Annotated in this window: 26 protein-coding genes; 5 read left to right on the forward strand and 21 right to left on the reverse strand. The window is 45.3% G+C overall.

The annotated features are described in order from the left end of the window. Nucleotides 1-8: 8 nt before the first annotated feature. The 7 genes from ACFQ0C_RS33230 to purT form a co-directional block, all read right to left on the reverse strand. Entirely contained in the window at nucleotides 9-1,052 is a 1,044-nt protein-coding gene (locus tag ACFQ0C_RS33230) for an efflux RND transporter periplasmic adaptor subunit (protein ID WP_379373380.1), read from the reverse strand. Continuing rightward, nucleotides 1,036-1,746: an ABC transporter ATP-binding protein gene (locus tag ACFQ0C_RS33235; RefSeq protein ID WP_258213426.1), complete on the reverse strand. Its 711-nt coding sequence runs from the start codon at nucleotides 1,744-1,746 to the stop codon at nucleotides 1,036-1,038. Before ACFQ0C_RS33235 ends, ACFQ0C_RS33230 begins: the two co-directional genes overlap by 17 nt. 94 nt (nucleotides 1,747-1,840) lie before the next feature. Continuing rightward, the gene (locus ACFQ0C_RS33240; RefSeq protein ID WP_379373382.1) at nucleotides 1,841-3,418 is read right to left on the reverse strand and encodes a response regulator transcription factor; all 1,578 of its coding nucleotides are present in this window, start codon (nucleotides 3,416-3,418) and stop codon (nucleotides 1,841-1,843) included. A 3-nt stretch (nucleotides 3,419-3,421) separates the two neighbouring features. Beyond that, the gene (locus ACFQ0C_RS33245) at nucleotides 3,422-5,152 is read right to left on the reverse strand and encodes a sensor histidine kinase (RefSeq protein WP_379373384.1); all 1,731 of its coding nucleotides are present in this window, start codon (nucleotides 5,150-5,152) and stop codon (nucleotides 3,422-3,424) included. Between the two features lie 823 nt (nucleotides 5,153-5,975). Continuing rightward, complete coding sequence (locus tag ACFQ0C_RS33250; protein ID WP_171652011.1) at nucleotides 5,976-6,248, reverse strand: hypothetical protein; 273 nt, start codon at nucleotides 6,246-6,248, stop codon at nucleotides 5,976-5,978. 112 nt (nucleotides 6,249-6,360) lie between these two features. Beyond that, nucleotides 6,361-7,149, reverse strand: a complete 789-nt coding sequence (locus ACFQ0C_RS33255; RefSeq protein ID WP_379373387.1) for a TIGR00266 family protein — start codon at nucleotides 7,147-7,149, stop codon at nucleotides 6,361-6,363. Between the two features lie 61 nt (nucleotides 7,150-7,210). Beyond that, complete coding sequence (gene purT, locus ACFQ0C_RS33260) at nucleotides 7,211-8,383, reverse strand: formate-dependent phosphoribosylglycinamide formyltransferase (protein WP_379373389.1); 1,173 nt, start codon at nucleotides 8,381-8,383, stop codon at nucleotides 7,211-7,213. Between the two features lie 317 nt (nucleotides 8,384-8,700). Here purT and ACFQ0C_RS33265 point away from each other — a divergent pair, with 317 nt between their 5' ends. Next, nucleotides 8,701-9,036, forward strand: coding sequence for a winged helix-turn-helix transcriptional regulator (locus ACFQ0C_RS33265; protein ID WP_258213431.1), 336 nt, complete (start codon nucleotides 8,701-8,703; stop codon nucleotides 9,034-9,036). 176 nt (nucleotides 9,037-9,212) lie between these two features. Here ACFQ0C_RS33265 and ACFQ0C_RS33270 read toward each other — a convergent pair whose 3' ends face one another. Further along, nucleotides 9,213-9,401, reverse strand: a complete 189-nt coding sequence (locus ACFQ0C_RS33270; RefSeq protein ID WP_258213432.1) for an aspartyl-phosphate phosphatase Spo0E family protein — start codon at nucleotides 9,399-9,401, stop codon at nucleotides 9,213-9,215. A 215-nt stretch (nucleotides 9,402-9,616) separates the two neighbouring features. Between ACFQ0C_RS33270 and ACFQ0C_RS33275 the strand changes: the two genes are divergently transcribed. Next, nucleotides 9,617-10,306 (forward strand): response regulator transcription factor, encoded by a 690-nt coding sequence (locus tag ACFQ0C_RS33275; RefSeq protein WP_379373392.1) that lies wholly within the window; start codon nucleotides 9,617-9,619, stop codon nucleotides 10,304-10,306. A gap of 72 nt (nucleotides 10,307-10,378) precedes the next feature. On the opposite strand, the gene ACFQ0C_RS33280 is transcribed toward ACFQ0C_RS33275, so the two are convergent. The 9 genes from ACFQ0C_RS33280 to ACFQ0C_RS33320 form a co-directional block, all read right to left on the reverse strand. Next, nucleotides 10,379-11,107 carry a YhcN/YlaJ family sporulation lipoprotein gene (locus ACFQ0C_RS33280; protein ID WP_258213548.1) on the reverse strand — a complete coding sequence of 243 codons (729 nt, stop codon included), beginning with the start codon at nucleotides 11,105-11,107 and terminating at the stop codon, nucleotides 10,379-10,381. A gap of 238 nt (nucleotides 11,108-11,345) precedes the next feature. Further along, nucleotides 11,346-11,840, reverse strand: a complete 495-nt coding sequence (locus ACFQ0C_RS33285; RefSeq protein WP_379373394.1) for a hypothetical protein — start codon at nucleotides 11,838-11,840, stop codon at nucleotides 11,346-11,348. Nucleotides 11,841-11,866: 26 nt separating this feature from the next. Continuing rightward, nucleotides 11,867-12,541 carry a trimeric intracellular cation channel family protein gene (locus ACFQ0C_RS33290; protein WP_258213435.1) on the reverse strand — a complete coding sequence of 225 codons (675 nt, stop codon included), beginning with the start codon at nucleotides 12,539-12,541 and terminating at the stop codon, nucleotides 11,867-11,869. A 7-nt stretch (nucleotides 12,542-12,548) separates the two neighbouring features. Next, complete coding sequence (locus ACFQ0C_RS33295; RefSeq protein ID WP_379373397.1) at nucleotides 12,549-13,625, reverse strand: Gfo/Idh/MocA family protein; 1,077 nt, start codon at nucleotides 13,623-13,625, stop codon at nucleotides 12,549-12,551. 118 nt (nucleotides 13,626-13,743) lie between these two features. Beyond that, the gene (locus tag ACFQ0C_RS33300; RefSeq protein WP_379373399.1) at nucleotides 13,744-14,397 is read right to left on the reverse strand and encodes a response regulator; all 654 of its coding nucleotides are present in this window, start codon (nucleotides 14,395-14,397) and stop codon (nucleotides 13,744-13,746) included. Then, nucleotides 14,394-15,764, reverse strand: coding sequence for an ATP-binding protein (locus tag ACFQ0C_RS33305; protein WP_379373401.1), 1,371 nt, complete (start codon nucleotides 15,762-15,764; stop codon nucleotides 14,394-14,396). Before ACFQ0C_RS33305 ends, ACFQ0C_RS33300 begins: the two co-directional genes overlap by 4 nt. A gap of 93 nt (nucleotides 15,765-15,857) precedes the next feature. Continuing rightward, nucleotides 15,858-16,241 (reverse strand): kinase-associated lipoprotein KapB, encoded by a 384-nt coding sequence (gene kapB / locus ACFQ0C_RS33310; protein WP_258213439.1) that lies wholly within the window; start codon nucleotides 16,239-16,241, stop codon nucleotides 15,858-15,860. Between the two features lie 79 nt (nucleotides 16,242-16,320). Continuing rightward, nucleotides 16,321-16,635, reverse strand: a complete 315-nt coding sequence (locus ACFQ0C_RS33315; RefSeq protein WP_379373403.1) for a thioredoxin family protein — start codon at nucleotides 16,633-16,635, stop codon at nucleotides 16,321-16,323. An 85-nt stretch (nucleotides 16,636-16,720) separates the two neighbouring features. Beyond that, nucleotides 16,721-17,245 carry a hypothetical protein gene (locus ACFQ0C_RS33320; RefSeq protein WP_379373405.1) on the reverse strand — a complete coding sequence of 175 codons (525 nt, stop codon included), beginning with the start codon at nucleotides 17,243-17,245 and terminating at the stop codon, nucleotides 16,721-16,723. Nucleotides 17,246-17,344: 99 nt separating this feature from the next. Here ACFQ0C_RS33320 and ACFQ0C_RS33325 point away from each other — a divergent pair, with 99 nt between their 5' ends. Then, the gene (locus tag ACFQ0C_RS33325) at nucleotides 17,345-17,557 is read left to right on the forward strand and encodes a hypothetical protein (RefSeq protein ID WP_379373407.1); all 213 of its coding nucleotides are present in this window, start codon (nucleotides 17,345-17,347) and stop codon (nucleotides 17,555-17,557) included. 147 nt (nucleotides 17,558-17,704) lie between these two features. On the opposite strand, the gene ACFQ0C_RS33330 is transcribed toward ACFQ0C_RS33325, so the two are convergent. The 3 genes from ACFQ0C_RS33330 to ACFQ0C_RS33340 all read right to left on the reverse strand — a co-directional run bounded on the left by ACFQ0C_RS33330 (nucleotide 17,705) and on the right by ACFQ0C_RS33340 (nucleotide 22,562). Next, nucleotides 17,705-19,318, reverse strand: a complete 1,614-nt coding sequence (locus ACFQ0C_RS33330) for an ABC-F family ATP-binding cassette domain-containing protein (protein ID WP_258213443.1) — start codon at nucleotides 19,316-19,318, stop codon at nucleotides 17,705-17,707. 226 nt (nucleotides 19,319-19,544) lie between these two features. Next, a complete protein-coding gene (locus ACFQ0C_RS33335; RefSeq protein ID WP_379373410.1) occupies nucleotides 19,545-21,491 on the reverse strand; it encodes an ABC-F family ATP-binding cassette domain-containing protein in 1,947 nt (648 codons plus the stop codon). A gap of 3 nt (nucleotides 21,492-21,494) precedes the next feature. Next, a complete protein-coding gene (locus tag ACFQ0C_RS33340; protein WP_379373412.1) occupies nucleotides 21,495-22,562 on the reverse strand; it encodes a M42 family metallopeptidase in 1,068 nt (355 codons plus the stop codon). A 128-nt stretch (nucleotides 22,563-22,690) separates the two neighbouring features. Between ACFQ0C_RS33340 and ACFQ0C_RS33345 the strand changes: the two genes are divergently transcribed. Beyond that, entirely contained in the window at nucleotides 22,691-23,020 is a 330-nt protein-coding gene (locus ACFQ0C_RS33345) for an ASCH domain-containing protein (RefSeq protein ID WP_258213446.1), read from the forward strand. 184 nt (nucleotides 23,021-23,204) lie between these two features. Then, nucleotides 23,205-23,639: a hypothetical protein gene (locus ACFQ0C_RS33350; protein WP_258213549.1), complete on the forward strand. Its 435-nt coding sequence runs from the start codon at nucleotides 23,205-23,207 to the stop codon at nucleotides 23,637-23,639. Between the two features lie 40 nt (nucleotides 23,640-23,679). Here ACFQ0C_RS33350 and ACFQ0C_RS33355 read toward each other — a convergent pair whose 3' ends face one another. Next, entirely contained in the window at nucleotides 23,680-23,970 is a 291-nt protein-coding gene (locus ACFQ0C_RS33355; RefSeq protein ID WP_379373414.1) for a Dabb family protein, read from the reverse strand. Between the last annotated feature and the right edge of the window lie 27 nt (nucleotides 23,971-23,997).

Raw genomic sequence — 23,997 nt, forward strand, 5'->3', positions numbered from 1 at the left:
CCATCACCTCAATTGTTTAGAATCACCTTCTGGCCTTCTTTCAGCCCTTTACGAATCTCGACCTCTGTTGCGGATACAATCCCCTTCTCAACATCGATCTCCTTGCGGCTTTCCCCGTCCAGCACCTGTACATAATCACGACCCAGGTAAGACCTCAGACCGAGCTTCGGAATGACCAGAACATTCTCTCTCTTTTCGGTAACTATGACGATATCCCCGCTGTTGCCGATTTCAATTTCCGACGGAAGGCCTTCAGTAACGATCACAATGGATTTGGCATTTTTGTCCTGAATAGCCTTCACATCTGATTGCGGAGCAGTTGCCGGTATTTGCGCCACTTTACCTTGATAGCTATTGGATTTGTATTTTATCGTTGCTTCCATTCCCACTTGAACGCCTGTCAGATCATTCGGAGTCGTTGTCTCATACACAAGCTTCATAGACCTGGGATCCGAAACCGTGAGCAGCGTTCTGTAAGCGGTTACCGGATCTCCCTGCTTGAGGGGGTCGATATAAGTAACAATTCCGTCTACTTCAGAGACTAGCTTTGTTTTTGCAAGCTGCTCTTTAAGCATCTCCAGCTGAATTTCTTCCTTTTGCACATCCAGCACCTTCATGCGAATCGCCAGAGCATTGCCACGCTGCTCGTCCTTGGCCAACTCAAGCGCAACCTTGGCTTTTTCCACAACAATATCCTGCAGGCGTATTTTCCCTTCAATCTCGCCTTTCTCCAATAGTGCAACTACATCGCCTTTTTTTACAACCGAACCCATCTGGACTAAGATCTCGGAGAGCCGGCCGCCTGATTCTGAATAATACAAATATTGCATTTTGTCAGAGGCAAAAATTCCGACTCCGCTGATTTGCTTAGTGACCGTACTCTTCTTCACTTCAAAAACCTCAAAATTCTCTTTTACCGGTTTAACAAGCGGCGGTTTTAAGGCTTGCTCCTCCTTAGGCAGCAGACTACAACCTGGCAATATTGAAATAAAGACAGCCCCGAACAAGATAGAACCTAATAATGGCCTAGAGCTTTTAGCTTTCTTCCACAATGTATCCATCCTCCAATGCGTACACTTGATCCACAATTTCCATAATTGCCGGATCATGCGTTGTTAAAATAATCGTCATTCCTTCATGCTGCACCAAATCTTTAAATACTTTCATCACCTGCAGCCCCATTCTACTGTCTAATTCAGCAGTAGGCTCGTCTGCCAGCAGAAGCTTCGGCTTATGGGCAATCGCTCTGGCGATTGCAACACGCTGCTGCTCCCCGCCTGACAATTCGAAGGGCCTATGCTTCATCCGAGGCTTTAACCCTACATAATCAAGAGCCTGTTCCGAGTAATCACGGTAGTGAGCAGAGGGAACCCCTGCGATCCTGAGGCCAAATTCTACATTCTCGAACGCAGACATGTAAGGAACCAAAGCAAAGGATTGAAATATTAATCCAAGCTGCGTTCGTCGAAGCTCATTGCGCTTTTTGTCGGAAATAACCGTAACATCCTGACCTAAGAAATAGACCGCCCCCTCCGACGGCTGATCTAAGGCACCAAGCATATTCAACAAGGTCGTTTTACCCGATCCTGAGCGCCCTTTCAGTGCAACGAGCCGTCCGGAGGTTATGCTTAAATTGGCTCCACGGAGAGCATGAACGGCAGCGATGCCTTTTCCAAATGTGCGCGTTACGTTGACCGCTTGAATAATCGGTTCCCTCGTCGCAAATTTGTCGACAGATGATGACATAATTCTGCCTCCCTTTCTGAAAGCGTTATCTATATGTTAAATGTAAACTTTTCCAAAACATAAAAATAGACACCAATTTGTTAGAAATTGGTGTCTATTTGTTCTTTTGCTCCTCATATTCCTTGGGTGTGCAGCCGACGGCCTTCTTAAAAGTTTTGGCGAAGGCTTTCGCATCGCTGAAGCCAACCGCCTCAGCTATCTCGTAAACTTTCATAGCTCCGGCCTCGAGCAAGCATTTGGCTGCTTGAATACGGATTCTCATCAATGATTCAGAAAGTGTTTCGCCCATCTCTTTGCCATACAAATCACTTAGATAACTGCGGCTCAGCTTCACATAATCGGATATATCCGAAGTGCTGATTTGCAGGTGATAGTTCTGCTGCATATAATAAACGGCCTTTCGTACGAATGGATTACGCGAGGACGGCTCCATAGCATCCGTGCCTGCTCCAGTCAGCCCCCCTGCAAGGACACGCATCGCCTGAATAAACCATTGGCCTAATGAATCCATATACAAATGCGCCTGAACAGCTGCCAAAGTGACATAGCTTCGCTCAAATTCATCCGTACCCGCATCCGGTCTATGCTGTCCGGCGAAAGCTGCCGCTAAGCTCAACAGCTCATAAATGAAGCTGTAAACCTGCATAACAGGCAGCTCCAGCTGCTTCAGCTTATCAACAACCTGCTCCGACCAATAAACGGCGGCTTCCTCATTGCGCCCTCCAATAGCACGCAGCAAATTTTGTTTTTCCTCCTGTGGAATTTGGCCTTCTGTTAAGAAATGTGCTGCCGGGTTCATATAATAGTCATCCGCTATCCACAGTTCCTTTCGAATACCACTATAGAAACATGCCTGGCGCAATCCGGCATGCTCATGGAGAATAGATCGAAGACGCTCAGGATGCTGTATCGGTGACACGGCTGTAATGCAGTAACAATCTGCTGTCAAGCCGCCAACATGTCGCAGAAATGCGCTTATTTCACCCGCCATTAGATAGGCCTCTGTGCCAGCACCCGACTCTCGATCTGCAAACAATAGAAGCTGCTGGTGATCGTTCAGCGTTACAAATGCTGTTGCTGAAGGCCAGCTCCAACGGGATAGCGATGTCCGCATCGCCGGGGTCACATATATCATCCAACTGGAGAGCATCGCTTCTCCTGTGAAAATCTCGGCCTCCAGCTCCTCATCTACCTGATGGTTGAGCCAAGCCTTCTGCAGCCTTAGTCCCCGCTGAGCCTGATTGGATTGCTGCAGCTGCTCTTGCAGCTCCTCTTGCTTACGCCTCTCGTCCCGCTGCTTCTGCAGAGCCTGCTTGGCCTCGGTGAGCGTAGCAACGAGCTGTTCAGGCTCCATCGTCGGCTTCAATATGTAGTCGCTCGCCCCCTGCTTCATCGCTTCCTTAACATATGCAAAATCATCAAGACAGCTAAGAACTACAACTCCTACGTCCATCCCGGTTAGTTTCAGCCGCTTAACGAGCTCAAGACCGTCCATGCGGGGCATTAGAATATCAGTAACAACCAGATCAATCCGCCCCAGCTGCAGCGCTTCCCAAGCTTCTTCTCCATCAACAGCCTCACCGGCCCATTTCAAGCCGTGATCCTCCCAATGGATCATCGTTCTGAGCACTTGCCGAATAATCGGCTCATCATCAACTACTAATACATTCATTGTTTACTCTTCCTCACTTTGATGCACCGGCATAGTCAATCGGATCGTTGTCCCCTGCCGCGGTTTTCCGGTGATATGCATAGTGTATCCGTTTCCATAATACAGCTTGATTTTCTCACGGATGTGACGCAGACCTATCCCGCTCATACGCTCCCGCATCCCGCCTCCGCTGCCGCCACTTCCTGTCATTTCTCCGTACTCTTCAACAACCATACCGACCCCATTATCCTCAACCTGACAATACAGGAGCTCACGTTCCATTTCCAGCCAAATGCGAATGCGGATCCAACCTTCCTGGCGTCCAGGCTCCAGTCCATGAATAATTGCATTTTCTATCAATGGCTGTAAAATCATTCGGGGTACCAAGCAGCCCTTCGCAAGTGGATCCACTTCGCTTTCCAGTCGAATCTTATCCCCATAACGGAAGGCTTGAATGTCCATATAATCACGAATCAGTTCCATTTCCTCACGCACCGTTATAAAATCGCCTTTTTTCCCCAAGCTCGCCTGCAGCAGCCGTACGAGTGAAGTAACAACCTCTGCAATTTGCGGTGTATGGTGCATTTTGGCTACCCATTTAATTGTGTTCAGAGTGTTATACAAAAAATGAGGATTTAGCTGGTATTGCAGCGCTTCCATTTCGGCTTCTTTTTTTAGGGACTCCTCACGTTTTACCTGCTTGATAAGCTCCTCAAGTCTGTTGAGCATTTGATTGTAGCTCTCACCAAGCTCGTTCCATTCCCGACTGCTGTGACGTACCCAATATGCTTGAAAATCACCCAGCTCAGCCCGGTTCATTAGCTTGCGCAGCAATTGCAATGGCTTTACAAAATAATGTCGGAACAAAAATGCGCTTACGATGCCCACAAACAGAAGCAACAAGAGCATAAGCAGCAAAGTTTGGGAAAAACCAATAGCTGGCTCACCCTCAAGCGATTGAGGAACAATGATTTGTGAAAACCATATAGCTCCAGGAAGCTCCAATCTTTTTTGTAAAATATAAGTATCATCCCTCCACTGCAAAGGGATAACCGCAGTACCTTCTTGACTTAAAGTTTCTATTCTCAGATCAACAGTTCTCAACCGGTCCGCAGTTGTTCTTGCATAGATCCGCTCACCCGTCGAATCGGTAAGCTCATTAACCAACAGGGGCATATTCCCGTATATATCCTTCATTACCCTGTCCAATTCTATCATTAATTGCACGGAGCCTTTTACTACATAAGTCTGGTCTGACAAAGGTACTGTATATACAACGTTATACCCGCTACGCTGTCCTTCCCCTTTTGCAAGAGGTGCTAAGGATCGTTCATTCTTCTTCATGGATGGCCGCGGCTGATCCAGAAGAGCGGCACCTTTCTGCGACTTGGTGCAGATCGAGTAACTCATGCTATCGAATGTAATGCACATTTCCGCCAAGTAAGGCAGGTTCGCCGTTTGCTCGCGGATCAAAAAATCAGCGTACTCCCTTAAGCCTCGTTCGTCTGCTGAACCTTGCAATACTCTTCCCTCCACCAAACGTTGAACAGCATAGTCATTACTCACGGTTTTCACCATATAATCGAGCCCGTTGAACGTTTGCTGCAGCCTTTGCATTGCCTGCTCATGCAGCTGAAGCACATGGCTGGACACTTCACGCTTCGCTTGATTCGATGATTGGAAGAAGATGAATACAACAGACCCTGTTATAGAAACTGAACAAACCAGAACAATGTAGAGCATCATACGCAACATGAGAATATAACCACCTGGAGCTGCTTTATTTTATTAGAAAAGCTTCTGTCGAAGCCCTCTCGATGAAGATACATTCGTGTCTTAGCGGTAGCTTTTCTTGCAATATCAGACTTGTTCAGCTCCGCTGAAAACTTATAAGTCTGATATTATTAGAAAACCTCTATTCGAGGCCCTTTCGATGAAGATTGATAGCAAAAAACTCCTCTAAGTGTTCCATGTGCAGTTAGCCTCACTATACTTTTAGCGAGGAGATCCCTGCACATACATAACCCTAAACAACACGCCGGTACTGCACCTACGTGAGTGAAGGGTATACGGAAGTAATTGTTCCGTTATCACTCGAAAAGTCCAAAAATCAGAGTGATAACGGAACAATTACTTCCGTTATTGCTCTGTTTTTCGCATAAATGCTCCAATTCGGCCAACATAACGGAATTCCCACTTCCGCTATTGCCCCAGATTGAAGGCGGCTGATGGAATAGCGGAACTTTCCGTTCCGTATTAAATCCTCCACAGCCCATCGACGCTATCCCTATAAAAATCCCCTTGATCATGGGACGCATTAAAGATCTTAAGCTCTAATATAGCTCTAATCCAAGCAAGGTAGGCAGGTTACTCGCTCATGCTTCATTCCTTCGAAAAGCTTTCTGATCGAAACTCTTTCATTGAGGATACATTTCCATCTTACAGGCGGCTTGTCTTGTGAGATAAAAAGGGCACCCTCGCAAACTTATATTAGAAACGGTGGCTCACTTTAGTGCTCAAAGGCACTTATAAGTTTAAAAAACCCATGAGCCGGAAGCTCATGGGTTTCTAAGCGACATTATGGCGTTCCGGCCATTTGCAGTGCTTGTGATGAAATTTCATCCTTAAACCGAGTCATGCAATTGCACAAGAAATCTTTTCTGCAAATCGGACAAGGCTCGTTCAACAAACGGTTAACATGCGTCGCTACAGTAGCGCCGGTTGCAGCGTCCTTCTCATAAATAAGACGGCAGGATGTGCGGTCCTTTAAATTTACTACAATTTCAAACAATCCGTTTTTCGGGTTGTTGCTGACAATCTTGGCGTCGACAACCTGTGGTTGATAAGCCATTGTTTTCAGCACCTCTCTTTATGTAAATGTCTTGTTACCTCATTCATATCGTGTAGCAATCAAGCTGTAACCTCACGATTTTGCTCGCACTCTTCTTGAATAATAGCTTGTTTTACTTATCGCCGTCAAGTAAATTGCCCAATCCGCCGAGGATGCCTCCCTCTTCCTTACGTCCACCGGCTTTGGAAGCCGATAATATGCGGTCCGCCAAGCGGCTGAACGGCAATGATTGAATCCATACACGACCTGGACCGCGAAGGGTAGCAAAGAATAACCCCTCACCGCCGAATACTGCACTTTTGATGCCCTTTACCATTTCGATATCGTATTCGATATCTTGTGTCATAGCGACCAGGCAGCCGGTATCGACTCGCAGCATTTCCCCGGGCTGCAGCACTCTTTCACATATTGCGCCTCCGGCATGAACGAAAGCCAAGCCGTCTCCCTCGATCTTTTGCATAATAAATCCTTCGCCGCCGAAGAAACCAACACCCAGCTTGCGCTGAAAGGCAATGCCAATAGAAACTCCTTTCGCTGCACATAGAAACGAATCCTTTTGGCAGATCAATTTCCCGCCTAACTCGGATAAATCCATCGGTAGGATACGTCCTGGGTAGGGGGAAGCAAACGAAACATGCTCCTTGCTGGAGCCATGGTTTGTGAACACGGTCATAAACAAGCTTTCACCGGTTAGAAGCCTTTTGCCTGCACCGAACAGCTTTCCTACAAATCCTTTATTCTGATCGCTTCCGTCCCCGAATATCGTCTGCATCTGAATGCTTGCGCTCATCATCATCATGCTTCCTGCTTCGGCAATGACGCTTTCAGTCGGATCAAGCTCGATTTCAACGTACTGCATTTCGGAGCCGGCAATTTTATAATCAATCTCATGTGCATTCATATTAAGAATCCCTCCTTATAATGAAATATAACATGTTTTACAGATTTAACTTAATTTTACATTATCTAAGTTTCAAGAATCCAGCTGCATCGGCTGCTACTCTGCGAGCCTCTTCCACATCATCTGCTGAAGTTAAGGCTACAGCCATCCGGCGGCCTACTTTTGTCTCTGGCTTACCAAACACTCTCACCTGCGTATTTGGCAGAGCCAATGCTTGTTCTATTCCTTCAATCCGGAATTGCTGATGCTCATCCCATGCTTTAAGAGTATGCGAGGCGCCCGGAGTCAGCAGACGGATCGTAGGGATCGGAAAACCGAGTATAGCTCTGACATGAAGTGCAAATTCCGATAAATCCTGGGTCACCATCGTTACCATTCCTGTATCATGCGGACGCGGTGAAACTTCACTGAAATACACTTGATCTTTGCCCAAAAACAGCTCGACACCGTAAATTCCAGTTCCTCCTAGAGCATCCGTGATCGTTTTCGCAATTGCTTGCGCTTGCTCGATTTGCTTTAAGCTCATATCATGGGGCTGCCAGGATTCGATATAGTCGCCATCCTTTTGGACGTGACCAATAGGAGCGCAGTAGGAAGTGCCGGACACGGAACGAATAGTAAGCAGTGTAATTTCTGATTCGAAGTGGATAAACTGCTCGACAATTACCCGAGTTTTTTTGGCGCGTCCGCCTTCCATCGCATAATTCCATGAAGTCTCTACATCCTCCGGAGTACGACACACACTCTGTCCTTTACCAGATGAACTCATAATCGGCTTAATGACACAAGGAGTTCCAATCGACTCAACTGCGGTCTTCAGCTCTTCCAGGCTATCGGCGAAAGCATACTTAGCCGTCGGCAGCTGCAGTGTTTCTGAAGCCAAACGTCGTATTCCTTCCCGGTCCATCGTTAGTCGGGCTGCGGTTGCGGTTGGCACAACCCTGAAGCCTTCCTGCTCCAGCTCCACTAGCACATCGGTGGCAATGGCTTCAATCTCAGGCACGATCCAATCCGGCTGTTCCTTTTTAATCAGCTCCCGCAGCTGGTCTCCATCCAACATATTGATCACATAGGAGCGATGAGCAACCTGCATAGCCGGTGCATTCGCATAACGGTCAACTGCAATAGTCTCCACCCCGAGCCGTTGAGCTTCGATGACTACTTCCTTCCCGAGCTCTCCTGAACCGAGCAGCATCATTTTCTTCGATTGTCCTGATAATGGTGAACCGTACATAATTATTATTCCTCCTAAGAGCTCCCCGTAAGAAAGCTGACTTCGTAAGTATTTACAAAATTGATTGAATAAAGTAATTGATAATAGCGACTTTCAGTAATAAGTATCGCCATAAATTATAGCTTATTTGCTGATTTTTCGCATCTATGCCTTTTAATAGATGACCGAGTCGAGAATGTCACTTTTTTTTAAGAGAAAGTATGTCAAATCATTACGCTGGATGTATAATATTGGATAAACAGTACAGATTAAAACTAAAGGCTTACTTTTATCAAGTAACTTATGATACACTATAAATATAGAGGGAGATGATAATAATGGGCGATCATTCACTTTGTCCGAAATTTGAAGCAGCTTTCGAAATTTTGGGGAAACGTTGGACAGGCCTCATCATCCATTCACTATTGAATGGGCCGCGCCGCTTCAAAGATATTTCGGAAATGATTCCCGGCATGAGCGACAGAATGTTGGCAGAACGCTTCAAAGAACTTGAGGCAGCCGGACTAATCCTGCGCCATGTATATCCTGAAACTCCGGTGCGTATCGAATACGAGCTGTCGAATAAAGGGAGAGCACTGCAGCCTGTTATGGAAGCTGTTCAGCATTGGGGCGATAATTGGATGCATATGAGTTGCCCTGAAGCAAAGGAATAAGAGTAGAAATTCATTTAAGGCATGACGGGTTCGGCATTACTGATAACCGGAAACACAAGTAATGGTTGACCGCACTTCGGACTTTCACAAGATACCGGACTCGTTCTGCTCACTACCCGTACAACACAATAAAGACGATTCAAATTGAATCGTCCATATCCTTATATACAGAAGCCTTAAGAGGCTTCATTTTGATGAAAACGTTTCTTTCTGCTTCGCATGGCTTTAAGTATTAATAAATCCAGCTCCATGCTCTTTTTCACAACTACAGGATTAGATAATTCATACCCTTGAACATTTACTAATTCATTTAACTCTCCAACATAGGAATGAATTCTTTTTTCTAATTTGGTGGCTATGATCATAATAATTGCCTCCTTGTGTTGAGTTACCGTAATAACGGCAATGCAAAATTACAATTAATGGCTTGTTTCATGCTACATTTTAAGTTACATTAATAATGTTATTTATTAGATTTAATACAGCTATTATCTCGTAATCATTTTAAAAAAGTTGCAGACTGGCGTTTGTTAGTCATTAAGTTTTCTAACACTTTACTAACATCTAGAGGAGGGAATTCATGTCTAAAATATTGCTGATTGAGGATGATCAAAGTATCGCGGATATGATTTCCATATATTTAGCAGAGGAAGAGTATGTTGTTCATTGGGCTGCCGATGGAAAACAAGGCATAGAGCTGTTTCACTCCATTGAACCGAATGTTATAATTTTGGATATTATGCTTCCAGATACGAATGGCATCGATTTATGCAGGCAATTTCGTACCGAGTCTTCAGTTCCTATCATGATGATCTCTGCCAAAAGCGAAGTATCGGAACGTGTCAAAGCGCTAATTATAGGTGCGGATGATTATTTATGCAAACCCTTTAGCATGCGGGAGCTTGCCGCCAGAACCGGAGCTCTGCTGCGAAGATCAACCATGGACAAGGCGCCGGCGGCCGATGTAACTGAGAAAACGTACCCACACACCATTAAATTGGACTTGGAAAAACGCTGCATCTATTTACAAAATCATGCTGTAGAAACAACCTTCTCCGAATTCGAGATTATGCGTCATTTTTGGCTGCATCCAGGTAAAGTTTTTTCACGTGAAGAACTCTTAAATAATATCCGTGGTATTGATACCTTTGTGACCGAACGTTCCGTAGATGTACATATTACTAACCTTCGAAAAAAAGTGGAGGCCGATCCCAAAGAACCGAAGCATATAAAAACCGTTTGGGGCGTCGGCTACAAATTTGAACTTTAACACAAAAACTCCTGCTAGTGACTATGCGACAATTCGCGTAATCCCTTGCAGGAGTTTTTATTTCCCGTGTATCTATCTTCTCGTATTATGGTCATTCGGGAATACACGTTGTACCAAAGTGTTAAATTCGTTCATATATGCCGACAGGTCAACACCTCGCTGCTGCTCTTTCTCGTAAAAACGGATTCGCTGAACAAAATTAGGGTTCGCTGATACGAATACTCTTTGAATATTGGGCGGAGACATCGCCAAAACCTGGCTTTTGATTTGAGATGACATGGTCATACTTAATCCTCCAGAATCTCCCCAATTAATTCTCGCATTGCCTTTGTCCGTTCCGAATAAGCCGATTCCGCCCTTGGGAGTGACTTGATTCGCCATCATATCAGGATGGCTTTCAATATCAGGATTATGCCCGTCCGGTATTACTGCAACATATGCGTTCGTTTCTGTCAGCAATACGGTAACAGCCTGTATACCTTGATTCCTTTCCAGTGGTTTAGCCATTTCAGGTGAAAAACGCCATGCTTTTGTCAAATGGCTGTTCGTCATATCCAGCTGTTGGAAGGAGCCCGGATTAGCCGGCTTCGATCTTCCGGCCTGTTCATTCAACCACTTCGACTTTACTCCAAGTGTATTATCTTCGTTATTGCGGCTATCCCTGTCAAATTGGGCATGCAGGTTCGATGACTCCACTCCGCCCCCAGATACTTTATGCTGCCCTCCGCTGCAGCCGGCAGCTATAACCAGCAGTCCGCTCAATATGCCAACCCTCCAAATCGTCCAGCGAAATGGAATCATTCTCAAAGGTTTCTCCTCCTAGAACTTTCCTTCAGGAAAGTTTACTTCGAATGCATCATAAATCAATTCATCGATGTATGCTTAGGATGGTTTCCAAATCAGGAAAATATGCGTTCACCTGAACAACCAAAGAAAATCAAACAACGTCCAAGGATAACACTGCATTTGTATGAAAAAAGGAGCAAGCTTCTTTAGAAGCCTACTCCCTAATCTGTACCTCGGGTGCAAACGACGACAATTAATCTTTGTCCGACTCGCCTGTCCGATCTATTTCTTCAAGCAATTTGCGTACGGCTTCCGGAGACAATTCTCCTGCCTGCTTAAACCGCAGCAATTGTTCTTTTATATTTTGGCCGATCTCCTCGTTTTCTGCCTCATCCTCGGTATAGGAAGGATCAAACCATACATAATCTCCATCGGGTCCATTGCGCAAAAACGTTTTATTCCAAGCCTCCGGGTATAAATATGACTGTTCACTGAAAACAATCCCCAGCACATCATCACTGTCCAACGGCATTAAATGATGAAAATTCTCTTCACCTGTACTTTCCGGACCCATAGCCGCCACCTGCTTATGCAGGTATGCATAATGAAGATAATGCTCCCCAGTCAGCTTGTCCTTGGCAACCTCATATAGCTCCAGTTCATCGCCGCTAAGCGCCTTGACTGTTTCCAATCGCTGCTGAAGCCATTCCGATGGAATTCGCTTAAACTCCTTGAATGACATTTCCATAACTGTGAGCCTCTTTCTGCATGCCTTTATCCGGCTTCGATTTTTGATTTTGCGCCATTTTCCGTGCCGATCACCCTAGTACTTGGCAGCCTTAAGGAACGGCGCGGCAGACGCCATTTAAACAGAACAGAGAGCATCCGCAGAGCTACTATCAGTACAAATAAGGTTATAAGATGATAAGGTCCTTGAAACCAGCCCAAACCTATCATCAATCCGGCTAGCATCCCCCAAACCGCATATATCTCATCTTGAAGTACGAGCGGCTTGCGTCCAGCCAATACGTCACGTATTATACCTCCGCCTATCCCAGTCATTACAGCAGCAACCATTATGGCACTAATCGGATGGTTCATATTAGCGGCATAAAGAGCACCTTGAATGGAAAAAGCTGCGAGTCCAATAGCGTCAAAAAGTGATTCCCACGTTTTCCAGCGGCGAATCCAGCTGACTGGCACAATAAACACTAGCCCCGCAGCAATTAGTGCTGTTTTCAAGTACATCCCTTGCTCCCATAAGGTTGTTACAGGAACGCCGATGAGCAAATTCCTTACTACACCGCCGCCGAAAGCCGTTACTAGAGCAAGTACAAAAACTCCAAGAATATCATAATCTTCTTCCATCGCAACAACCGCACCGCTCACTGCAAATGCTATCGTACCGATAATACTGAATAGTTGTAGGTTAAGCTCAAGCAGTTCCATGTCTTTTTTATATATTCCAATCCAGTGTAACTACACTGCCTGTACGGGATGATTCGTAAATGGCTTCTAATACAAGATTATTGGCCAGCCCGGATAGTCCTGATGTGATCGGTTCCTTTCCTTCACGGATACAATCCACAAAATGATTGCTTTGCCTTACCCGTGAGCCCTCATCATTATCCGGAACACTGAGCTCAACCTCTGCCGTACGGTCAAACAACTCCGTAAAGAGCTTGCCTTTATTTCCGCGAAGCGTCGCTCCTCCCTCTGAGCCCATTACATAAAGGTAAGGCTGATTGTCCAGCATATCCGTGTGCGCCGCCCAGCTGACATCCAGAGTTAGAGTGCTTCCATTATCCAGCTTGATTAAAGCCGTCGCCAAATCCTCAACATCGTAGGTGCCGTTCCAGTCCGGTTTCCCCCATGTCCCGATACCTTTACGCTTAGGACCAAATTCAGCATAGGTTGTGCCAAAAACAGAAACCGGTCTTGCATTGCCCATCAAATGAAGGGATAAATCAAGCATATGCACCCCAATATCAATTAAAGGCCCGCCACCTGACTTCGACATTTGAGTAAACCAGGTACCCCAGCCTGGTATTCCTTTACGCCTCATCCAGCCTGCCTTTACATTATAGATTTGCCCAATTGCACCCTTGTCGATTTGCTCTTTAACTTGAAGGTTAATAGCTTCCCAACGCATTTGATGGGCAATCATCAGTATTTTGTCAGAAGCCCGGTGTGCTCTAATGATCTGCTTGGCGGAGGCAGCGTTGATAGCCATAGGCTTCTCCAATAATACGTGTTTTCCGGCCTCCAAAGCGCTTATAGCAATAGGAGCATGCATTTCATTAGGAACCGCAATAATAACCGCATCCAGATTAGGGTCCTGAAGCAGCTCTTCGTAGGATGCATGGATCTTTGGAATTCCATGCTCCTTGGCTCTCGACTCAGCCAATGAAACATATACATCGGTTACAGCTGCGATAGCAGCTCCCGGTACTTTTTTAAATTCATTCATGTGTACATTGGCAATGTTACCAGCGCCTATAACGCCTATTTGGATAATTTTGTTTTCCGGCATCTCTCTAATTCCTCCAAGGTTAACTGTTAAGTATAAACTGTAAAATACTATACCATAAAGCCTTGAAAATTCGCCAATACAAAATAACGGTTATATCGCCATAACAGCGAATGAACCGCTATAAAATGCCCATATCCTTCGCTTTTTGAGCCGCTTCTTTACTGCTCTTCCCGCCAAGCTTGCGCAAGATGTTCCCGACATGCACCTTGATGGTGCGGATCGAAACTACGAATTTATCGGCGATCTGCGTTTGTGTGTGACCTTTTTCAATGAGATCCAGTACCTGGATTTCTGTGGGGGTAAGAAGGTCGCGCAGCTCCTTTACTCTAACCTCATGCTCAAGATCCTTTAGACGACGGAATTCTTCACGCATTTTGGCTGCAACGCTTGGATGAATGGAGCTGCGGTTAGCGAAAGCATTGCGAATCGATTGCGGGATCTCTGTAAAGTTCGATTTCACCATATAGTCGACAGCCCCAACCTTGAATGCCTCGAAGATAAGCTCCTTCTCCTCCATGGAGGTAAGCATAATCACTCGTGCCCCCGTACACTGCACAATTTCCGCAGCGGCCCATATTCCTTCAGGGCTATCAGACATCATAATATCCATCAACACGACATCTGCTTCCACACGCTCAAGCAGCTCCACAGCAGCTTGGCCTGACGAAGCTTGGCCGACTATGTCCAAGTCCGTTTCTTTGCCCAAATAGCTTATTAAGCCCCGAAGCCAATCCTGATCGTCCTCCACGATAACAACACGTATCCGGTTCATCCTCCAACGCCGCCTTTCTTTTTAGGAAAATTAATAAATACCGAGGTGCCATGGTTAGGCTTGCTGTGGACTTCCATCGTGCCTTTATGCTTCTGTATGATAGTGTAGCAGTAGGATAAGCCCAACCCGAAATTAAGCTTCTTACCCGATTTAGTTGTATAAAAAGGATCAAATATCCGCTTCAGCTGCCTTTTATCCATTCCTGCACCCGTATCTTTAATTTCCACGGCAAGATTGCGTTTCGTTTCTGTCAGCTTAACTGTCAGGAGTCCTCCTTGAGGCATCGCTTCCGACGCATTTGTCAGTACATTCGTAAATACCTCAATCACCTGAGCCCGGTCCGCCCAAATGACTCCTTCACAACGAAAATCTCTGGCAATCTCAATGTTAAGGAAGCCTGGCTCCAGCATATTCAGACAATGGTCAAGCAGCAGCGAAAGCTTCTGCTCCTCCATATGTAAAACTACCTCTTGCGTTTGGCCCTGAATACGATAAATCATATCATATATATGCTGGGAAGCATTCATAATCACTTCAATATCGTTAACGAGCTGCTGAGGATCCGGCTGCACGGCTTCGGATTTGATTTTTTCACTGAATAATCTGATTTTACCTACATCATTTTTTATGGCATGATTCAATATCGATGTTCCAGAAGTAATCGCACGCAACGTATAGTCGAGTTTTTGATTCCTTATGGATATTTGCAGACCCATGAATCCATAGCGGAAGCTTGATATTAAAATAACGGCTAAGGTGAAGCCGATGACAGCGGCATTATAGCGCCACCATTCATAGATTCCGAAAAAGGCTGGCAGCACATACATCGTGAATAAAGCAAAAAATAACGTCGGCGCCGCAGCCAAAGCCGTCAGCATCCGGAGCTTCCGCAAAAATGTATTCCGCTCTTTAATAGCCCCGTGAAGCAGCATCCCTATTCCAATCATAATGTATGGAGTCGTCCAGCATACAACGTACCGGTATGGAATGGGATCTCCGGGTGCAGAATCGAAAGCGAAGGAGACTGCAGCAGGCAGGATAAGCAGCCATGCTAACTGTCCTTTCCAACGCCATAAATCCGCATTCGGGTGGTAGATCAATGAAAACATACAGAAGGTATATGGAAGTCCATAGTAACATATGAGTGAGAATATCGTTTCAGCATGGCTCAATATGCGCACTACGGGTTCAGCGAGCCACCCTTGTTCGTACAGGTAAGGAGTTAACTGGTCATGAATAACTGCGGATAAGCCGCCGGATCCGCCGGTAAAGGCAATGCTGGCTATCCAGCGGGTTGTTGGCCTTCTCGGGTCCGTAACCAGCAGCAGCAAACCGATCGTCCATAATCCTATCAGCACAAACAGCATAACGATCCGACACATCCGTTTCAAAAGAATAATAAGGGTGATTCATAGTTTTTACCTTCTGAAGCCGATTAGTCCAAGTCAAATCCTAATAGTTTAAATGGAATAATCCTTTTGCAGCTGCTCGAGCTCCTGTAAGCTGCGTTCCGCCCAGTGAACCGTTTGCTTCAGCTGTCGAATCTCTGAATGAAGCGCCCGTTCCAATGATGTACGGTAATCCTGTACGGTACCATGAAACGTCTTAAGGGAGTACCGGGGAATCAAAGCTATCTCCTGAAATGCCAATGCACGGCGCTGGTGGAAGAACGGAACGTTGGGATCCATAGGATTATGCAAATCCCCCTGTGTCGGATGCTTAATAACCGCCAAAATTTTCACAGCTATTTTTCCGGATGGAGATACTTCAACAACCTCACCTGCGTACTCACCTGTCTTGTACTCCGCGGTAACTACACTTCCAATCTCAAACTGTTCGCTCATGGGTTTCCTCCTAGAATTTTTTTGAATGCAAATCGGGTATCCCAATCCTCTTACGAGCATTGACGGATCTAGCTTCTTCCTAAGCGAATTCTTGAAACCATCGATGTAAGTCATCGACAGCCTGCATTCGGTATCTTTTGCGTAAAACTCCGTCCGGCCCAAAGCCCGCTAAACAAGGCACACTTTCAATCTTCCACTCTAAAGCAATCTGCGGACAAAAGTTAATATTGCATTTCACAATGGGCAGCGTCGGTTCAAGGGCCAGAATGACCTGCAGCATACGTTCTGTCATTTTGCAGGTGCCGCATAGCGGGGTGTAGAAATAAATGAACTGCCGCTCTGTCTTTCCACTCAGCTCCCACTCCTTCAACTGCATCTCTGTCCATTCCGTCAAAGTCTGACCCTCCTTTTTTTGTAAATAGGACTTGCTCACTTTACACTAGCTGCAAAATCAAGCTCAATTCCTCTCAGCGGGACAGCTATTCTGTAGCAAAATGTTGATCCAGCCGCTCCAGACTCAGAAGAAAATGCTCTAACAGGCTAGGAATATCGTCTATCTGTCTCTCGTCAAGCTTTCTTAAAAATTGTACAGTCAGATGATTTTCCAGCTTCACAGGCTGTTTGCCATACTCCATATGGATACTTTGGGCTATACTAACTTTATCTCCCCATATGTCAACCATCTGCTTGGCAGCTAATGCGCAGTCCCGCTCCATATCATGAATTGGGAAAATAAATGTAAGCTCCAGACCACAGCCTGGCTGTTCACCGGACTGAGCCAGCAGCTCTGCGGCCAAGTCTGCAAGGGATGCCGTCAACAGGATACGGCCAATTACTTGCCCTCCCTGCTTTCTTACCGCTTCCATTCCAAAGCTGCGAGACATCGTAGATAACTCAACCCGATCCGTTCGTTGAATAATTTGAACAAAATCGTCTAAATCCATGTCATACATGGCGCCTTCAAAGACAACTTTTAGATTATCATAAATAGTTGGATCAAACATGAGGGCTATCTCCTAAGTTAATTTAACTCTATATTTAACTTGCTTCCTCTTGGACAAATCAGTACAATGTAATCATCTAGAGCAAGGAAGGTGTACAACATGTCGGACGTGAACCAAACAAGCAATGAAGAAGTACAAGCACCGAAAAAAGTCAGTTTAGCTGACGCTATTAAGAACAAGCTTGCGCAAAAAAAGCAAGAGCAAGCCGATGCCAAGGCTAATTCGCAGCAACGGGGCGGCAACAGCGCCGTAATGAGAAGCCAGAATAACAAGAAGCCTAACAATCAGCGTCGCCGTACCGGCGGGAGTTAAAAAGAAGGATGAGCTACGTAACCCAAGCTCATCCTTTTTTCTTTGATTAATTAGCATAAAAAGTTAATGGTTGACTTGGCTTAACCTGGACAAACACACTCATCCTTTTGCTGACGCAGCCGTTTATCCTTGTCAAGTTTAAGACAATCAAGTGTACATCAATTCACGCTGTTTCTTTATTTCATCGCTAGCCAAGTACTCGTCGTACGTCATCATTTTGTCTATCAAGCCATTCGGTGTAATTTCCATGATGCGATTTGCTACAGTTTGGATAAACTGATGGTCATGCGATACGAAGAGCATTGTACCATCAAAATCAACCATTCCGTTGTTAAGTGCCGTGATGGACTCCAAATCCAAATGGTTGGTAGGTTCATCCAGAATAAGGACATTGGCGCCGCTCATCATCATTTTGGACAGCATGCAGCGAACCTTTTCGCCCCCGGATAATACACTCGCTTTTTTCAGCGCCTCTTCCCCGGAGAACAACATGCGGCCCAGGAAACCGCGCAGATACGACTCATCCTGCTCCTTCGAATATTGACGCAGCCAATCTACCAGATTGATATCTGTGTTGAAGTAAGAGGAGTTATCCTTAGGGAAATACGCCTGAGTAGTCGTAACGCCCCATGTGAATTCGCCGGAATCTGCTGGTGTTTCCCCCATCAGCACTTGGAACAATGTGGATTTGGTGTTTCCATTCGGTCCGACAAAAGCAATTTTGTCACCTTTGTTAATAGTGAAGCTGATATTGCTGAATATTTGTTCGCCATCTATTGATTTGGATAGCTTATCAACAGTTAGCAGCTGTTTGCCCGCTTCCCGTTCAGGTTGAAATTTAATAAACGGATATTTCCGCGTGGATGGCTTGATATCTTCCAAAGTAAGCTTTTCGAGCTGCTTTTTCCGTGAAGTGGCTTGCTTTGATTTGGAAGCATTTGCACTAAAGCGTTGAATAAAGGCTTCTAATTCTTTACGCTTCTCATCGGTTTTTTTGTTGGATTCCCGGGTAAGCTTGAGTGCTAATTGACTGGACTCATACCAGAAATCATAGTTGCCCACATAAAGCTGGATTTTACTAAAATCAATATCGGCAATATGTGTACATACTTGGTTTAAGAAGTGACGGTCATGGGATACTACAATTACAGTACCTTCAAAACGGGCCAGGAAGTTTTCCAGCCAGTTGATCGATTCAATATCCAAATGGTTGGTAGGCTCATCGAGCAGCAGAATATTCGGATTTCCGAACAACGCTTGTGCGAGCAGGACACGAACCTTCTCGTTACCGCTTAATTCCTTCATCTTTAGCTCTTGCATATCCTTGTTAATACCGAGACCGATCAATAGCTCAGCGGCATCCGACTCCGCTTGCCAGCCATCGAGTTCCTGAAATTCACCCTCCAGATCGGCAGCACGCATACCGTCCTCTTCGGAAAAATCCTCTTTGGCATAAAGAGCGTTCTTTTCTTCCATTATTTCAAACAGACGCGAATGGCCCATCATTACAGTACGTAACACTTCTATTTCATCATATTCGAAATGATTTTGTTTTAAAACTGCCATCCGTTCGCCAGGAGTGATGCTGACTTCCCCTTTATTGGCTTCCATTTCACCGGATAAAATTTTAATGAATGTTGATTTTCCGGCCCCATTGGCTCCGATCAATCCGTAGCAATTTCCTGGAGTGAACTTGATGTTTACATCCTCAAACAATGCTCTCTTGCCGTATCTTAAAGTTACATTTGATACTGTAATCATTAATTCTTCCCTACTCTCTTAAATTATTGCTTTGATGCTTTAATTGCTCCCAAACATAAATTATAGCATAAGAAGCCCGTCTTTTCCCAATGGAATTGCAAAATATTAATGTATTTTCATAAAAAAGGCTTCAAATAAAAGCTTTTCTTGCAATATCAGACTTTCTAGTTTCAACCGGAGCTGATCCAGTCCGATATTGCAAGGAAACCAACAAATGGAGTCGCTTTTATTTATTAGCCTCAATCTGCTCTATGAGCTCCGACAATTCAGCCCAACGATCCATAGTTTGTTCAAGCTGCCCTGATAGCTGCTGTTCTTCTGCGAACAGCTCCTGCACTTTTCCGTAATCGCTGCCTGCCCGCTCTATGCCTTGCTTCACCTCTGCCAGCCGATTTTCAATTTTTTCAATCTTGCCTTCAATCTCATCCCATTCCTTTTGCTCCTTAAAGGAAAGCTTGCGAGGACGAGTATTTTCCTTGCGGCTGGAATCGACTGCTTCCGAGGAGGATGAAACGTTGTCTTTAAGCTGTCCGGCTGCGGAAGCCTGCTGCTTGCGAACGTTAGCCGCTGCCTGCTCCTCAGCACGAACAGTCTCCAAATATTCGGAATAATTGCCATTAAAACGACTTATAGTTCCGTTCTCAAAAGCAAATAGATGATCAGATGTCCGATCCAAAAAGTATCTATCATGCGAAACGGTAATTACTGCACCCGGAAAATCATCCAGATATTCTTCCAAAATGGTCAATGTCTGAATATCCAAATCATTGGTCGGCTCATCCAGAAGCAGAACATTCGGCTCTCCCATCAAGGTTCTCAGCAAGTATAATCTGCGCCGTTCTCCGCCTGACAGTCTACCGATAGGCGTCCATTGAAGCGAAGGAGAGAACAAGAAGCGCTCCAGCATTTGGCCTGCTGTAATAGATTCGCCATTCGCTGTACGGATCACTTCCGCTACGTCCTTAATGTATTCGATGACCCGCTGCTTCTCGTTCATTTCTACATTTTCTTGTGTGTAGTAAGCAAGCTTTACAGTTGTGCCTGTTTCTATTGTACCTTCATCCGGTTGAAGTCGACCTGCCAGCATGTTCAGAAATGTGGATTTACCGCTGCCGTTAGGTCCAATGATGCCGATTCGGTCATCCGGCTTTACAATATAACTGAAATCTTTAACCATATTTCGCCCATCGAACGATTTGGAAACATGCTCCAGCTCCATGACCTTCTTACCAAGCCGACTTGCCCCAAGCGCCATATCCAGCTGTTCAGCGGGTCCATCTACCTTGCGATCCCGCAGTTCAACAGCCCGGTCAATACGCGCCTTTTGTTTAGTCGATCTGGCTTTGGCACCGCGGCGAAGCCACGCAAGTTCGCGACGCAGCAAGTTCTGACGCTTGTCCTCCTCGGAAGCTTCACGCTCCATGCGTTCGGCTTTTTTCTCCAGAAAGGTCGCATAGTTACCTTCATAGCTGTACAGCTTTCCATGATCCAATTCGAGAATGCGATTGGTAACGCGATCCAGAAAATAACGATCATGTGTCACGATGAGGAGAGCACCCTTCCACTTCGCCAGAAATTCCTCCAACCATTCCACCGTTGTATGATCAATATGGTTAGTCGGCTCATCCAGAATGAGCAGGTCAGCCGGTTGGATCAGCACTCTTGCCATTGCTACACGTTTCCGCTGGCCTCCCGACAGAACCCCAACTTTTTGTGTGAAATTTTGTATGCCGAGCTTGGTCAACACTGTTTTGGCAGTGGTGCTAGCCTCCCAAGCATTAAGCGTATCCATCCGCTGCTGTACCGCAAATAAGCGGGATTGCCGCTTTTCATCCTCAGGCGCTTCTTGCAGTAAAGTTAATGCTTCCTCATAATCCCTTAATGTTTGCATCAGTGGGGTATCCCCATAGAACACCTGCTCCAGTACGGTGGAGTTTGAATCAAACTCAGGATTCTGCGGCAGATATTCAACGCGAAAATGATTGGCATGCACCAGTTTACCCGAATCAACGCTTTCTAGTTTAGCAATCGCCTTCAGTAAGGAGGATTTGCCTGTTCCGTTTACGCCAACCAAGCCTATCCGCTGTTTTTCGTTAATATGAAAGGAAATGTCATCAAACAGCACTTTCTCCCCATAGCTTTTGTTAAAATGCTCTATCGCTACTAAATTCAATGATTACATCCCCTTTGATTCATTAGTAAAACTAGGCTCCACTACATAAGCCGCTAGCAAGGCAATCGTATTCCACACGGCCTCGCTATGGGTGCGCTCCATACTGTGAGAAGCGTGCACTCCCGGTCCAACTAACGCTGCTCTAATGTTGCTTCCTCCACGCAAAGCTGCGGATGCATCGGAGCCATATTGCGGATAGATGTCCACTGCATAGGACAACTGATCTCTTTTGGCTAACTCCACCAGCTTACTGGTCATTTCATAATCGTAAGGCCCAGACGAATCTTTGGCGCAAATGGAAACATCAAACTCTGTGCAGGACAGATCATCTCCCATTGCACCCATATCAACAGCGATCAGCTCATCTATTTCCGGAGGCAGGTATGCCGCACCATGCCCTACTTCTTCGTAGGTGCTTATTAACAGCTGAAGTGTACAAGCTGGAATAATGCTTTCACGCTTTAATAGCTCCAGCAAACCAAATAATGCCGCAACACCAGCTTTATCATCCAAATGACGTGATTTTATATAACCATTTGCCTTAAATTCAGCTCGTGGGTCAAATGAGATAAAATCCCCAACTTCAATTCCTAGCTGCTTAACTTCCTCTACAGTCTTAACAGGCTCATCCAGTCGAATCTCCATAACCGATTCTTCCCGTTTCAATTCTCTGGCATCGCTATATACATGAACAGAAGGTTTCGTTGTCAAGATGGTACCGTCATAGCTGCGTCCATCTCTTGTATGCACCTTGCAATATTCATTCTCGACAGCCCCCATCATATACCCGCCAACCGATGTAAAGCGTAGAGTTCCAGTCGATTTGATTGATCGGACCATGGCACCCAAAGTATCGACATGAGCTGACAATCCGATCACCCGCTCCGTCTGCTTGCCTGGTACGGTAATGACACCGCAGCCTTTTTTAGTATAGCTTATGGTATAACCTAGCTTTCCAGCTTCCGATGCAACCAGCTTCGTAATGTTATGGCAATAACCACTCGGACTGGGAGTTTTCAATAATCGCTCCAGTATGTTGTGCACATAAGCTTGGTTAATTTGGGATTTCATTGGAATCCTCCTCTTGTTGTATGGCCCTCCAAAGCGAGTTTCCCTCTGGAAAGCTCTTAAGTATTTGCTTCCGACAAATTTTTCATGTAAGCTTACAAATGAACAAAATGAAGGAGGTTTTTTGCCCAATGTCTGAAAATTTGCCACCAAAAACCTGTACAATCGAACGATTAGTTACCAAGGAAGATGATGTAGAAAAAGTAATTCGTGGCGAAAAAACAGCCACCCGCCGAAACGGCCGTTATGCCGATATCGGTGAAATCATGGAATTAAAAGGCCAAAAATTCGAAGTATATAAGGTTTACCAGCAATCGCTTGGTGAACTGACAGACGAGGCTGTTCAAACTGAAGGCTTCGATAATGTGGAAAGCTATAAAAATCACATATTATCCATGCATGCCGGTATGCCTTGGCTTCCGCACATGAAGGTCTGGGTGCACGAATTCCGCGCTGTATAAGCGAGTTATCGCCTGCATCTTCCTTTGACAAGCGGCTGCATTATCCCATTGAGATGTGAGCATTTGTCAAAGCTGAACTGCACGTACAAGCTGTTCTTTATATTCAACGAAGCAAAAACAGTGTAGTCTTCAATAAAATGAATGCTACACTGTTTTATTAACCTTTTCAAGTTTGGAGGCTTTAATCTTGTATTCCTGGCTAGTCTTTATCCACGCAGTAAGCGCATTAGTTTCAATCGGACCTTTTATTGTACTAATCCCTATGTTATCCAAGCTTAGGACAGCAGAAGGAATCCTGCTGCATTCTTATCTAGATTCATTTCATTTCGTTGTCCGTTTATCTAAACATTCCGGCCATGTCCTGGTGTTCTCCGGGCTTCTGCTGCTTTGGCTTGGCGGATGGCCATGGACTACACCGTGGATTGCAGGGACGTTCATCGTACTTATTGCTTCATTATTTTTTATGGCCCGCGCCTTTTCCCCAACGATCCGTCGACTCAGGCAGCCCGAGCATGACCGAAAAGCTTTGGTAAACAAGCTGTCACGCGCTTTATATTACTACATGTCGATTCTGTTTATCATGTTATGGATGATGATGATGAAACCGGCTCTTTGGTGAATATCCATTCACTTGAGCCGGTTTTTTCAGCTGTCTAAAATTAAGATTGAAAGTCAACACAAACACTTGTACCGTCTAGCACCTGTTTCATGTGCTCTTTAACGCCCAAATGAATCGGATGTCCATCATAAGCTTGAAGATCCTCAAGGGATTCGAACTTAGTAATCAGAGCAATGTCATAGGAACGTTCCAAATGAAGCACATCAAGTCCTACTTCAATATATTTTAAGACTGGAATTTCCCCTTCCATATTGGTCAGAACTTGAGCTGTTGCTTTTACGGCTTCTGGGCTGCGGTCTTTCAGTTTAAAAAATACAACATGAGTTATCATCAATAAACGTCCTCTCTTTAATAAAAA

Source organism: Paenibacillus sp. GCM10027630 (genome assembly GCF_042676305.1).
Classification (GTDB): domain Bacteria; phylum Bacillota; class Bacilli; order Paenibacillales; family NBRC-103111; genus Paenibacillus_S.

Excerpts from the sequence above, each read along its gene's own strand:
- ACFQ0C_RS33235 (WP_258213426.1), bottom strand. The coding sequence starts at position 1,746 with ATGTCATCATCTGTCGACAAATTTGCGACGAGGGAACCGATTATTCAA.
- ACFQ0C_RS33240 (WP_379373382.1), bottom strand. The coding sequence starts at position 3,418 with ATGAATGTATTAGTAGTTGATGATGAGCCGATTATTCGGCAAGTGCTC.
- ACFQ0C_RS33245 (WP_379373384.1), bottom strand. The coding sequence starts at position 5,152 with ATGTTGCGTATGATGCTCTACATTGTTCTGGTTTGTTCAGTTTCTATA.
- ACFQ0C_RS33250 (WP_171652011.1), bottom strand. The coding sequence starts at position 6,248 with ATGGCTTATCAACCACAGGTTGTCGACGCCAAGATTGTCAGCAACAAC.
- ACFQ0C_RS33255 (WP_379373387.1), bottom strand. The coding sequence starts at position 7,149 with ATGAATGCACATGAGATTGATTATAAAATTGCCGGCTCCGAAATGCAG.
- purT (WP_379373389.1), bottom strand. The coding sequence starts at position 8,383 with ATGTACGGTTCACCATTATCAGGACAATCGAAGAAAATGATGCTGCTC.
- ACFQ0C_RS33265 (WP_258213431.1), top strand. The coding sequence starts at position 8,701 with ATGGGCGATCATTCACTTTGTCCGAAATTTGAAGCAGCTTTCGAAATT.
- ACFQ0C_RS33270 (WP_258213432.1), bottom strand. The coding sequence starts at position 9,401 with ATGATCATAGCCACCAAATTAGAAAAAAGAATTCATTCCTATGTTGGA.
- ACFQ0C_RS33275 (WP_379373392.1), top strand. The coding sequence starts at position 9,617 with ATGTCTAAAATATTGCTGATTGAGGATGATCAAAGTATCGCGGATATG.
- ACFQ0C_RS33280 (WP_258213548.1), bottom strand. The coding sequence starts at position 11,107 with ATGATTCCATTTCGCTGGACGATTTGGAGGGTTGGCATATTGAGCGGA.
- ACFQ0C_RS33285 (WP_379373394.1), bottom strand. The coding sequence starts at position 11,840 with ATGGAAATGTCATTCAAGGAGTTTAAGCGAATTCCATCGGAATGGCTT.
- ACFQ0C_RS33290 (WP_258213435.1), bottom strand. The coding sequence starts at position 12,541 with ATGGAACTGCTTGAGCTTAACCTACAACTATTCAGTATTATCGGTACG.
- ACFQ0C_RS33295 (WP_379373397.1), bottom strand. The coding sequence starts at position 13,625 with ATGCCGGAAAACAAAATTATCCAAATAGGCGTTATAGGCGCTGGTAAC.
- ACFQ0C_RS33300 (WP_379373399.1), bottom strand. The coding sequence starts at position 14,397 with ATGAACCGGATACGTGTTGTTATCGTGGAGGACGATCAGGATTGGCTT.
- ACFQ0C_RS33305 (WP_379373401.1), bottom strand. The coding sequence starts at position 15,764 with ATGCTGTTTGTGCTGATAGGATTATGGACGATCGGTTTGCTGCTGCTG.
- kapB (WP_258213439.1), bottom strand. The coding sequence starts at position 16,241 with ATGAGCGAACAGTTTGAGATTGGAAGTGTAGTTACCGCGGAGTACAAG.
- ACFQ0C_RS33320 (WP_379373405.1), bottom strand. The coding sequence starts at position 17,245 with ATGTTTGATCCAACTATTTATGATAATCTAAAAGTTGTCTTTGAAGGC.
- ACFQ0C_RS33325 (WP_379373407.1), top strand. The coding sequence starts at position 17,345 with ATGTCGGACGTGAACCAAACAAGCAATGAAGAAGTACAAGCACCGAAA.
- ACFQ0C_RS33330 (WP_258213443.1), bottom strand. The coding sequence starts at position 19,318 with ATGATTACAGTATCAAATGTAACTTTAAGATACGGCAAGAGAGCATTG.
- ACFQ0C_RS33340 (WP_379373412.1), bottom strand. The coding sequence starts at position 22,562 with ATGAAATCCCAAATTAACCAAGCTTATGTGCACAACATACTGGAGCGA.
- ACFQ0C_RS33345 (WP_258213446.1), top strand. The coding sequence starts at position 22,691 with ATGTCTGAAAATTTGCCACCAAAAACCTGTACAATCGAACGATTAGTT.
- ACFQ0C_RS33355 (WP_379373414.1), bottom strand. The coding sequence starts at position 23,970 with ATGATAACTCATGTTGTATTTTTTAAACTGAAAGACCGCAGCCCAGAA.